An 11,443-nucleotide genomic window follows, 5' to 3' on the forward strand; every position below is an offset into this window, starting at 1 on the left:
CCTCGACGTCGAGACCCCCGACTGGACCCAATCCCTCCTCGACGTCGAGACCCCCGACTGGACCCAATCCCTGAACAAGGGCGTCAAGGGCCTGCGCATCGGCGTGCCGAAGGAATATGTCGTCGACGGCATGCCCGCCGAGATCCAGCAGCTGTGGGACCGGGGCGTCGAATGGCTCAAGGCCGGCGGCGCCGAGATCGTCGAGATCAGCCTGCCGCACACCAAATACGCCCTGCCGGCCTATTACATCATCGCCCCGGCCGAGGCCTCGTCCAACCTGGCCCGCTACGACGGCATGCGCTTCGGCCACCGCGCCGAGGGGACCACCTCCCTGACCGACCTCTACGAGACCAGCCGCGCCGAGGGCTTCGGCAAGGAGGTCCAGCGCCGCCTGACCATCGGGGCCTATGTCCTGTCGGCCGGATTCTATGACGCCTACTACGTCCGGGCGCTCAAGGTCCGCCGCCGCATCGCCATGGATTTCGACGCCGTCTGGGACAGGGTCGACGCCATCCTGACGCCGTCTACGCCATCAGCGGCCTTCGCGATCGGCGACAGGCAGATCGACCCGCTGCAGATGTATCTGAACGACATCTTCACCGTCACCGCCAACCTCGCCGGCCTGCCGGGCATCTCGGTCCCCGCCGGCCTCGACAAGGGCGGCCTCCCGCTGGGCCTTCAGGTCATCGGCAAGGCGCTGGACGAGGCGACGGTGTTCCAGGTGGCGAGCGCGCTGGAAGAGGCGGCGGGGTTTGTCGCCAGGCCCGAGAAGTGGTGGTGAGCATGACCGACACATCCAAACTCATCCACGGCCGCACCGGCCCGTGGGAAATCGTCATGGGGCTGGAGATCCACGCCCAGGTGGCGTCGAAGGCCAAGCTGTTCTCGGGCGCCGCCGTCGGCTTCGGCGCCGGCCCGAACGAGCAGGTGTCGCTGGTCGACGCCGGCTTCCCCGGCATGCTGCCGACGCTGAACCGTCACTGCGTCGAACAGGCCGTCCGCACCGGCCTCGGCCTCAATGCGCAGATCAACAGACGCAGCCAGTTCGACCGCAAGAACTATTTCTACCCCGACCTGCCGACCGGCTATCAGATCAGCCAGCTCTACTTCCCCATCGTCGGCGAGGGCGTCGTCGAGGTTGAGGCCGAGGACGGCTCCTTCTTCAACGTCGGCATCGAACGCCTGCACCTGGAGCAGGACGCGGGCAAGCTGATCCACGACCTGTCGCCGACCGAGAGCTATGTCGACCTGAACCGCGCGGGCACCGCCCTGATGGAGATCGTGTCGCGTCCCGACATTCGTTCTCCTGAGGAAGCCGTGGCTTACGTCAAGAAGATCAGAACCATTCTGATCTATCTCGGCACCTGCGACGGCGACATGGAGAAGGGCAACCTGCGCGCCGACGTCAACGTCTCGGTCTGCCGCGAGGGCCAGTACGCCAAGTACAAGGCGACCGGAGACTTCAGCCATCTGGGCACGCGTTGCGAGATCAAGAACGTCAACTCGTTCCGCTTCATCTCCCAGGCCATCAACTATGAGGCCCGGCGCCAGATCGAGATCCTCGAGGACGGCGGCAAGATCGACCAGGAGACCCGCCTCTACGACCCCACGGCCGGCGAGACCCGCTCGATGCGCTCCAAGGAGGAGGCGATGGATTACCGGTATTTCCCGGATCCGGACCTGCTGCCGCTGGAGCTGGAGCAGGCCTGGATCGATGACATCAAGGCGAACCTGCCGGAACTGCCGGACGCCAAGCGCCGCCGCCTGATGGCCGACTACGGCCTGTCGCAATACGACGCCGTGGTGCTGATCTCGGAACAGGCCAAGGCCGACTATTTCGAGGCCGCCGCGAAAGGCCGTGACGCCAAGCTGGTGTCCAACTGGGTCACCAACGAGCTGTCGGCCCGCCTCGCCGCCGACAACCTCGACTTCGGCCAGAGCCCGGTCCCGGCCGCCCATGTCGCCCAGCTGGTCGAGCTGATCGAGACCGGCGTCATCTCCTCGAAGATCGCCAAGGAGGTCTTCGACCACGTCTGGAACGGCGAAGGCTCGCCCGCCGAGGTCGTGGAGCAGCACGGCCTCAAACAGGTCACCGACACCGGCGCGATCGAGAAAGCCATCGACGACATCATCGCCGCCAACCCCGACAAGGCCGCCGCCGTCGCCGAAAAGCCCCAGGCCCTCGGCTGGTTCGTCGGCCAGGTCATGAAGGCCACCGGCGGCAAGGCCAACCCGGCGGCCGTGAACGACATCCTGAAGGCCAAGCTGGGGCTGTAGGGGCCCGCGTTCTCCCTCCCCTTTATGGGGAGGGATGTCGGCGCGAAGCGGCGACAGGGTGGGGTGCGTCAGTCCGCGCGCCGGCCCCTTCGAACCCCATCCCGATCGCTGGCGCGATCGTCCCTCCCCATGAAGGGGAGGGAGACGTCGAAGCCTACTCGAACAGCTCCCCGCTCTCGTCCGTCCCCTCCACCACCGCCCGCGCCAGCGTGCGGGTCACCGGCCGGTGCATCGCGTCCAGCCGCTCGACAACCTCCGCCGCCGCGGCGGCCGACCGGTCGATCCGCCTCAGCAGATAGGGCACCACGTCCTTCTGCGGCCGGATGCCCCGTTCGGCGAACCGCGCCTCCAGCATGGCCGCCAGCACCGCGTCGTCGGGGGCCTCCATCGGCACGCTGATCACGGCGTCCAGGCGCGAGCGCAGGTCGGGCAGGGCGACGTCCCAGCTCGACGGCGCCGACCGCGCCACCAGCAGCAGGGCCCCGCCCGGCGCCTGGGCCAGATTGATCAGGTGAAACAGGGTCTCGTCGTCCACGTCCCGGGCCCGGTCCAGCAGGATCGGCCGGCCCTCCAGCTCCATCGGATCGATCACAGCCGCCTCGGCCCCGTGCAGGGCCACGGCGCCGACCCGTTCGGCCCAGATCTGCGCCAGCCGGCTCTTGCCGCAACCCGCCGGGCCGCAGATCGCCATGGCCCCGCCGATCAGACTGGGCCAGTCGGCCAGGGCCTCGACCGCGGCGCGGTTGCTGTCGGACACCACGAACCCCTGCGCCCCCTCGGGCAGGTCGCGTTGCAGCGGCAGGCGCATCTGGTCGGCGGGCGAGGGGCGGGCGGTCATAATGGAACAACTATAGCAGACAGCGTTCCGGGTTCCTCGCGTCGCCGTGGACAACGTCTTTCGGCTGTGGAGGATGGGGCGAGGAATTGGACGACGAAAACCGGAGGAATTCAGAGACGCCCGGGAAGGATTTGGAGGACGGGGAGGACAGACGCGCCGCCCGCCCGCAAACCTTGACTTTCCGGGGCGATGATGCGCCCTTCCGGCCTCCCGAATTGCGGCCCCCGCGGCCCCTGATCCAAGACGAAACAGCCATGCACGCCTACCGCTCCCACACCTGCGGCGCCCTGCGTTTGACCGATGCGGGCTCCAATGTCCGCCTGTCCGGGTGGGTCCATCGCAAGCGCGACCACGGCGGCCTGCTGTTCATCGACCTGCGCGACCACTACGGCCTGACCCAGCTGGTGCTGCACCCCGAGACGCCCGGCTTCGAGGCGGTCGAGCGGCTGCGCGCCGAAAGCGTCATCCGCGTCGACGGCGAGGTCGTGGCCCGCGAAGGCTCGGTGGTGAACCCCAACCTGCCCACCGGCGAGATCGAGCTGCGCGTCACCGGCGTCGAGGTCCTGTCCGAGGCCGCCGAACTGCCGCTGCCGGTGTTCGGCGAGCCGGAGTACCCCGAGGACATCCGCCTCAAGCACCGCTACCTCGACCTGCGCCGCGAGACCCTGCACAAGAACATCGTCCTGCGCTCGCGCGTCATCTCCTCGATCCGCCAGCGCATGGTCGGGCAGGGCTTCCTCGAGTACCAGACGCCGATCCTGACGGCCTCCAGCCCTGAAGGCGCGCGCGACTTCCTGGTCCCCTCGCGCCTGCACCCGGGCAAATTCTACGCCCTGCCGCAGGCTCCCCAGCAGTTCAAGCAGCTGCTGATGGTCTCGGGCTTCGACCGCTATTTCCAGATCGCGCCCTGTTTCCGGGACGAGGACCTGCGCGCCGACCGTTCGCTGGAATTCTACCAGCTCGACGTCGAGATGAGCTTCGTCACCCAGGAGGACGTCTTCGCCGCCATCGAGCCCGTCATGCACGGCGTGTTCGAGGAGTTCGCCGACGGCAAGACGGTCGACCCGTACCCCTTCGTCCGCATCCCCTACCGCGAGAGCATCGCCCTGTTCGGCACCGACAAGCCGGACCTGCGCAACCCGATCGAGATGCAGGACGTCTCGGAGCATTTCCGCGACGGCGGCTTCGGCCTGTTCAACAAGATCCTCGCCGGGGATGCGAAGAACGCCGTCTGGGGCATTCCGGCGCCGACCGGCGGCTCGCGCGCCTTCTGCGACCGCATGAACTCGTGGGCCCAGGGCGAGGGCCAGCCGGGCCTCGGCTACATCTTCTGGTCCGAGGACCAGGGCGCCTGGGGCGGCCCGATCGCCAAGAACCTCGGCGCCGAGGCGACCGACGCCCTGATGAAGTCCCTGGCCATGGGCAAGGGCGACGCTGCATTCTTCGCCGCCGGCGACCCGTCCGTCTTCTACAAATTCGCCGGCGCCGCCCGCACCAAGCTGGGCCAGGACCTCAACCTGATCTCGGACGACGAGTTCAAATTCTGCTGGATCGTCGACTTCCCGATGTTCGAGTGGAGCGAGGAAGAGAAGAAGGTCGACTTCTCGCACAACCCCTTCTCGATGCCGCAAGGCGAGATGGAGGCCCTGACCACCAAGGACCCGCTCRMCATCCKCGCCTACCAGTACGACATCGTCTGCAACGGCTATGAGCTGTGCTCGGGCGCGATCCGGAACCACAAGGCCGAGATCATGCTCAAGGCCTTCGAGATCGCCGGCTATAGTACGACATCGTCTGCAACGGCTATGAGCTGTGCTCGGGCGCGATCCGGAACCACAAGGCCGAGATCATGCTCAAGGCCTTCGAGATCGCCGGCTAYGACGCCTCGGTSGTCGAGGACCAGTTCGGCGGCATGCTCAACGCCTTCCGCTATGGCGCGCCGCCGCACGGCGGCCTGGCCCCCGGCATCGACCGCATCGTCATGCTGCTGGCCAACCAGACCGCCATCCGCGAGGTCATCGCCTTCCCGCTGAACCAGCAGGGCCAGGATCTGCTGATGAGCGCGCCGTCCGATGCCGCCGAGCGTCAGTACAAGGAGCTGCACATCCGCGCGGCCCTGCCGCTCAAGACCTGATCGGCGGCCGGAGACCCGGACATGAAAAAGGCCGCTGTCCCCGGGGACGGCGGCCTTTGTCGTCAGCGGCCGGAGTTGGCCACAACCAGGTTTCGCACCCGGGGCGGAACGGGCGGCGCCGGCGGCGCGGCGGGCGGGCGGGGGGAAATCCTCACCATGCTGACGCCGCGACAGACGCGGACGGTCAGGCGAGCCGGCAGGCGCGTAGCGCCATCGCCGCAGGCGCGACTGATCTGTTCCTGGCTGAGGCCCCGCGCGCCGGACAGGTCAGAGCCGCGGATGTCGACCCGGTTCATTTCCGCGTTGCGGAAATCGGCGCCGTCGAAATTGCCGCCGGTCAGCCGCGAGCCGTTCAGCGTGGCTTCCCGGAACGACACGCTCCGGAAGTCGCCGTTCGACAGGTTCGACATGGCGACTTCGGCGTTGCTGAAGTTTGCAGCGCGGGCGCTGACGTTCGCCAGGGTGGTGGCGTTCATCTCGGCCGCCGAAAGATTGGCGTTGGTCAGGACCGCGCCGTTCATATTGGAGTTGTTCAGGACGGCCCCGCTCAGATCCGTTCCGGCCATCCGCACCCGGACCAGGGTCGCGCCCATGGCCTCGGCGCCGGACATGTCCGCGCCGGTGAAGTTGGCGCCCGTGAGATTGGCGAAGTTCATCTCCGCGCCGGTCAGGTCGGCGCGGCTGAAGTCGCTGCCGGTGAAGTTCGAGCCTTGCAGCTCCGCGCCGCGAAGGATGGCGCCTACCAGGGTGGCGTTTGTGAAGGCCGCGCCGGTGAAGGCCGCGCCCGTCAGGTCGCGCCCCGACAGCTCACAGCGGTTGCAGGATCCGCCCAGCGACACCATCCGGGCCACATCGCGGTCCTGCAGGCCGAACTGGAAGTTGACTTCGGCGCTCGCCGATCCGGCGGCCGCCAAGGCGGCGATGGCCGCGCCGAGCGCGAAGCCGGTGGAGAGGCGACGGGTCATGGGTACAGCAGGCTTTTTCACGCCCTTGTCATGAGGCCAAACCCCGACAAACCCTACTTAAATCGCCGTAAGGTCCAAGGCGGTACGCGGTCAGCTCAGCAGTGGCGAATCGACAGTCCGCGTGGCAGGCGGGTGGCCTCGTCCCCGCAGGCCTGGTTCAGCCGGCCCTGGGTCAGACCCGTGGCTCGCTGCAGCGAGGCGCCGGAAAAGTTGACGCCCGTCAGCGTCGCGCCCGAGAACGACGCGCCGTCCAGATATGCGCCGACGAAGCTCGCGTTTGTCAGGTTCGCGCCGGAAAAGTTCGCACTTGAAAAGACCCCGCCGTAGGCCTCGACGTCGCGCAGGTCGGCGTTGGTGAACCGGGCCCGGTTCATGACGGCCAGACTCAGGTCGGCCTGGCGCAGGCGCGCGCCCGACAGGTTCAGGCCGCGGGCGTCGACGCCGCCGAAGTCGCCCTGGAACAGGTTGCAGCCCGCGCAGCTGGCGCCGCCGCGCACGCGGGCGATCTGGCCGGCGTTCTGCGCCGAGGCCGGCAGGGCCGCAGCCGCAAGGGCGGCGGCGAGGGTGAAGGTCAGGATGGCTTTCATCACAGGCTCCGGTCTCGCCTTCGAATGTGCAAGACGCGGGCCATCATGGCGCACAATCGTTGATCAACCCTGCATCGAGGGCGCCGCCCCGCAGGTGTCGCAGCTCCAGCCCGCGCCCCGCTGTTGCAGGGTGAAGTCCCCGCAGGCCGGACAGGCTACGGCTTCGGTCGCCGCCGGCGGAGACGCCGGCGTTCCCCGCGGATGGCCGAAGGGAAGGACCACCAGATTGTCCGGAGCCGCGCCCCGGGCGAACCCCTTGGAAATGAATCGGGCCGCCGGCACCGTCTCCGGCTCCCCGTCTTCAGCCTTGCCCAGGCCCAGGCCGTCGGCGTTCAGGCTCTCGGCGTCGGCGTTGGCCAGTTCCCGCCGGTCCAGGTACGAAACGCCGAGTTCGCGGAAGATGTAATCCAGGATGGAGGTCGCAGAGCGAATGGAGTCGTTGCCGGTCACCCGTCCCGCGGGCTCGAACCGGGTGAAGACGAAGGCGTCGACGAACTCATCCAGCGGCACGCCGTATTGCAGGCCGATCGAGATGGCGATGGCGAAATTGTTCATCAGGCTGCGGAAGGCCGCGCCTTCCTTGTGCATGTCGATGAAGATTTCGCCCAGTTCTCCATCCTCGTATTCGCCGGTGTGGATGTAGACCTTGTGCCCGCCCACAGCCGCCTTCTGGATATATCCCTTGCGCCGGTCCGGCAGCTTGCGGCGGGTGCGGTCGCGTTCGATCACCTTCTCGACCACGCGTTCGACGGCGCGGGTCTCGGGCTCGCGGCGACGCTGGCGGAGGGGTTCGTCCGGCTCGACGAGGTTGAGAATGCCGCTGGCGGGCGCCATGGCGCGCTGCAGGCGCACGGCCCGGCGTCCGTCGCGGGCGGCGTCGCCCAGAAGCCGCGCGGCCTGCATCGCCGTGGTCCGCCAGTCGATGATCGTCGGCGCGGGGTCCGGCGCGGCGCTGACCTGTTCCACCACGGCGCGCAGACCGGCTTCAAACGCGGGCAGATCGGCCAGGACGGGCCGCAATGCGGCCGGGACGCCGGTCCATTCCGTCAGATCCGGCTCGCCGAAAGCCCAGGCCTGGGCCCGGGCGACGGCGTCGGCCGAAAAACCGAGATGGCCGAGCAGATCGTCCGCCGCATCCGCGATCCCCAGCACGTCGCGCAGGAAGCCGGCGTCAAGCACCGGCACCCGAAGGGCGTCGGCCAGCAGGTCCACCTGGGCGACGGCGGTTTCCACCGCTTCCAGTTCGATATCCGTGAATCCCCTGGCCCGAAGCGCGGCGTGATCGACGCCGGGCGCGTCGACCAGGGTGCGCCGGCCGAACAGATGCCGTTCGGCCGATTCGAGGTCGCCGCCGGCCCGGCGGATCGCCGACGCCAGCGCGGGCCGCAGCCGGCGGACGATTTCGCCATCGCCCGTCTGCCAGACCTCGGTGACGGCGAGCGGGCTCAAGGCCAGGCGCAGGGCCGCCTCGACGTCGTCGACGAACAGGGACGGCGCCACGCCCTCGCAGGCCGCGGTGACGGTGCCCGCCAGTTCAGCCGCCCGCGACCGGGCGTCGTCCGGGCCTTCCTTCAGGACCAGATCGCCCAGGCCGCCGAGGCCGATCGCGATCGAGGGAGCACCGGTCGCGGTCAGGGCGCGCGTCCACAGCCGCACCAGATCCCCCAGCGCGGTTTCGACGCCGGCTCCGCTGAGCGCCCGCAATCCCGTCAACGACAGCACTATGGCCGGCGACCGCGCCGAACCGGACGCGCTTTCCGCGTCATCCGGCTCGAAGGTCAGCAGGAGATCGCCTTCCAGCGCGGCTTCGGCGGCGAGCAGGGCGTCCGGCGCGCCCGAGGCGATCATCGCGCGATCGGCCAGGGCGACGATCAGGGGCGGGGTCGGGACGGGCGAGGCCACTGCGTCGAATCGTTCGCCGGCTATCGCCCGCAGGATGTCCGCGTCCGACGCCCCGGTGCGCCGCGCCGCCAGGGCCGCCCTGGCCAGCGCCGGGTTGGAAGCGGGATCGGCGCAGTCGGCCCGGGGGCCCTCGCATCGGCTTACCGCGTCCGAAACGGTCGTCAGAGCTGCGGCCAGAGCCTCGATCGCGCCCGCCGCGCGGCGGCTCGCCCGCCGTCGCGCGCCCTCGGCCGCCAGCGTGTCGCCTGCACCAGGATCCGACAGGTTCAGGACATCCGGGCCGATCCGCGTGGACCGCGCCGGGGAGACCAGCCCCAGCAGAAGCGTCGCGGTCAGCTCGATGGCGTCGTCGCCCGGCAGTTTGGCCGCCCAGCCTGCCATGGCCTCGGCCAGAGGATCCCCATCGCTGACGGCGAACCCCTCGGCGTCCGCCCAGTCGAGCCAGGCTTCGATCTGCACGTCTGTCCAGGCGTCGGGAGCGCGCACGGAGACGACGCGCCCGCATCGCTCGATCTGGCGCATCGGCCGCGGCAAGGCGGCGGCGTGGGGAGCGAAAGGAAAGCGCATGCGGCGTCTCGGCGTGGCCTTTGCGCCAGACTAGCGGTCTTGCGGGTCTGTCGGCAATAAATCTGGCGTGTCGGACCTCGGTTACCCCCAAGATGTTGAGGTTCGCCATATTTCAACGACGCTGGACGGGAGGCGCGCCGGTTTCTATGATCACCCAAGGGTCGCCGGCTTCCGCCGCTGCGACGGATCGTGAGTGGATTTCCCGACGTGCTAGGCAGGATTTTCGGCTGGACCAGCGGCGCAACCATCGGCACCTTCTTCACCATCGCCAAGCGCGGCGAGCATGTGGGGACCGATGAGTTCGGCAACCGCTACTACCTGTCGCGCGATACCTCGAGCTATGACGGACGCCGCCGCCGGTGGGTCACCTACAATGGCTATGCCGACGCCTCCAAGGTCCCGCCGGACTGGCACGGCTGGCTGCACTACACCTATGACGAACTGCCGACCGAGCACCCCCTGCCGCGTCGCAAGTGGGAAGAGGACCATCTGCCCAATCTGACGGGCACGCCGATGGCGTGGCGGCCGCAAGGATCTCTCGCTTCGGAAGGCAAGCGTCCGGCCGCGACAGGCGACTACGAAGCCTGGCGTCCGGAATGACCGTGCGCGGCTTCATTCTGGCGGGCAGCGTGGTTCTGGCGCTGACGGCGTCGGGCGCCGTCGTCGCCTCGGCCCTAAATGACATGCCCCAGGACGCCGTTCCGGTTCAGGACCCGACGGCGAACCTGAACGCCCAGCCGACCCCGCCACCGACATCGCCTGCGCCCGTTGAACCGGCCCCGGAAGGCACGCCTGCGCCGGCTTCGCCGGTCGCGGTAACGCCGCCGACGCCGGCCATCGTCATCGCCGAAGACAAGATCGACGCAGACGCGGACGAAAACGGGAAGACTGAAACGGTCGCGCCCAAACGCGTGGAGACGCCCGCCGAGCCGGCCCGCCGCCAGCGTCGCCGGGTCGCGATCGTGGAGGCCATCGACAAGATCACCGCGGAATCGATGCGGTTCGAGGTCGAGGTCGGCGGTCGCCCGGTGCGGTTCCAGAAGACCCTGATCTTCACCGCCCGCGCCTGCGAGGTCTCCGCCCCCGACGAACAGGTGTCCGACGCCGTCGCCTATCTGGAAGTGTCGCTGCAGCCGCGCGGCGTGATCCAGGTCAGCGAGCCGCGCCAGATCTTCCGCGGCTGGATGTTCGCCTCAGCCCCTGCCGTCAACGGCCTGCAGCATCCGGTCTATGACGCCTGGGTCGTGGGCTGCAAGGCGTAGAAGACCGCCTCGGAACCCGTCATCGGCTTGAACAGCGACCGTGAGTCCGCCTGCGCGGCGCGGGCCGACTTCAGCAGCTTCAGATAGACGGCCTGGGGAGTCTCCACGGCGCCGAACTGGCTCAGGTGCTGCGTCAGGAACTGGGCGTCCAGCAGCCGCCAGCCGCCGCGCTTCAGCCGGGCCACAAGATGGACCAGGGCGACTTTTGACGCGTCCCGTTCCCGGCTGAACATGCTTTCGCCGAAGAAGGCGCCGCCGAGGGTGACCCCGTACAGCCCGCCGACGAGCCGCTCGTCATGCCAGCATTCAACGGAATGGGCGCGACCGCGGGCGTTGAGCTCCATGTACAGACGGCGGATCGGACCGTTGATCCAGCTGTCCTCACGGCCCGGCCCCGGGGCCGCGCAGGCGTCGAGCACGGCCGAAAAGGCGGTGTCGACCCGGATCTCGAATGGGTCGGACCGGACGGTGCGTTTCAGCCGGGTCGGAATCCGGAAGCCGTCCAGGGGTATGACCCCGCGTTGCTCGGGCTCGACGAGGAAGACGCGGGGGTCGTCGCGGCCCTCGCCCATGGGAAAGACCCCGTTGGCGTAGCACTGCAGCAGTTCGTCCGGGCCAAAGCCGCCGAAGGGGCTGCTGGCGCTGAAGCCCGGTTCCTCCATCACGCCGTCAGGCGGCGCCCTTCTGGCGCTTGGCCCAGTTCTCGAGCCAGTGGATGTCGTAGTCGCCGGACAGGATGTCGGGCTCCTGCAGCAGCTTCTGGAACAGGGGGATCGTTGTGTCGATGCCGCCGATGACCATCTCGTTCAGGCTGCGCTTGAGGCGGGCGATGCACTCCTCGCGGTCGCGGCCGTGGACGATCAGCTTGCCGATCAGGCTGTCGTAATAGGGCGGGATCGAATAGCCGGCGT

At 68.7% G+C, this 11,443-nt stretch carries 10 protein-coding genes and 2 pseudogenes; 6 read left to right on the plus strand and 6 right to left on the minus strand.

Going from position 1 to position 11,443, the window contains the following annotated elements:
* Positions 1-781, plus strand: a 781-nt coding sequence (locus tag ASD25_RS26390; protein ID WP_255356203.1) for an amidase family protein, incomplete at its 5' end; no start/stop codon positions are given.
* 2 nt (positions 782-783) lie between these two features.
* Positions 784-2,277, plus strand: coding sequence for an Asp-tRNA(Asn)/Glu-tRNA(Gln) amidotransferase subunit GatB (gene gatB, locus ASD25_RS26395; protein ID WP_055830303.1), 1,494 nt, complete (start codon positions 784-786; stop codon positions 2,275-2,277).
* Positions 2,278-2,431: 154 nt separating this feature from the next.
* Here the strand turns inward: gatB and ASD25_RS26400 are convergent, their stop codons facing one another.
* The gene (locus ASD25_RS26400) at positions 2,432-3,115 is read right to left on the minus strand and encodes a DnaA/Hda family protein (RefSeq protein WP_055830305.1); all 684 of its coding nucleotides are present in this window, start codon (positions 3,113-3,115) and stop codon (positions 2,432-2,434) included.
* Between the two features lie 254 nt (positions 3,116-3,369).
* Here ASD25_RS26400 and aspS point away from each other — a divergent pair.
* Positions 3,370-4,899: pseudogene (gene aspS, locus ASD25_RS26405) on the plus strand (aspartate--tRNA ligase); the annotation flags it as partial.
* Between the two features lie 41 nt (positions 4,900-4,940).
* Positions 4,941-5,249, plus strand: a complete 309-nt coding sequence (locus tag ASD25_RS33435) for an amino acid--tRNA ligase-related protein (protein ID WP_369816696.1) — start codon at positions 4,941-4,943, stop codon at positions 5,247-5,249.
* Positions 5,250-5,311: 62 nt separating this feature from the next.
* Here the strand turns inward: ASD25_RS33435 and ASD25_RS26410 are convergent, their stop codons facing one another.
* The 3 genes from ASD25_RS26410 to ASD25_RS26420 form a co-directional block, all read right to left on the minus strand.
* Positions 5,312-6,214, minus strand: a complete 903-nt coding sequence (locus tag ASD25_RS26410; protein WP_055830310.1) for a pentapeptide repeat-containing protein — start codon at positions 6,212-6,214, stop codon at positions 5,312-5,314.
* Positions 6,215-6,309: 95 nt separating this feature from the next.
* Positions 6,310-6,801, minus strand: a complete 492-nt coding sequence (locus ASD25_RS26415) for a pentapeptide repeat-containing protein (protein WP_055830312.1) — start codon at positions 6,799-6,801, stop codon at positions 6,310-6,312.
* Between the two features lie 63 nt (positions 6,802-6,864).
* Positions 6,865-9,270, minus strand: coding sequence for a hypothetical protein (locus ASD25_RS26420; RefSeq protein WP_055830314.1), 2,406 nt, complete (start codon positions 9,268-9,270; stop codon positions 6,865-6,867).
* Between the two features lie 207 nt (positions 9,271-9,477).
* Here ASD25_RS26420 and ASD25_RS26425 point away from each other — a divergent pair, with 207 nt between their 5' ends.
* On the plus strand, positions 9,478-9,870 hold the full coding sequence (locus ASD25_RS26425; RefSeq protein ID WP_055830316.1) for an NADH:ubiquinone oxidoreductase subunit NDUFA12: 393 nt from the start codon (positions 9,478-9,480) through the stop codon (positions 9,868-9,870).
* Entirely contained in the window at positions 9,867-10,532 is a 666-nt protein-coding gene (locus ASD25_RS26430) for a DUF2155 domain-containing protein (protein WP_055830318.1), read from the plus strand. The genes ASD25_RS26425 and ASD25_RS26430 overlap by 4 nt, the downstream gene beginning before the upstream one ends.
* Here ASD25_RS26430 and aat read toward each other — a convergent pair.
* Positions 10,499-11,194, minus strand: a complete 696-nt coding sequence (aat, locus tag ASD25_RS26435) for a leucyl/phenylalanyl-tRNA--protein transferase (RefSeq protein WP_055830321.1) — start codon at positions 11,192-11,194, stop codon at positions 10,499-10,501. The genes ASD25_RS26430 and aat overlap by 34 nt on opposite strands.
* A gap of 7 nt (positions 11,195-11,201) precedes the next feature.
* A pseudogene (locus ASD25_RS26440) lies at positions 11,202-11,443 on the minus strand (acetyl-CoA carboxylase biotin carboxylase subunit); the annotation flags it as partial.

The sequence above is a fragment of the Brevundimonas sp. Root1423 genome (assembly GCF_001426805.1).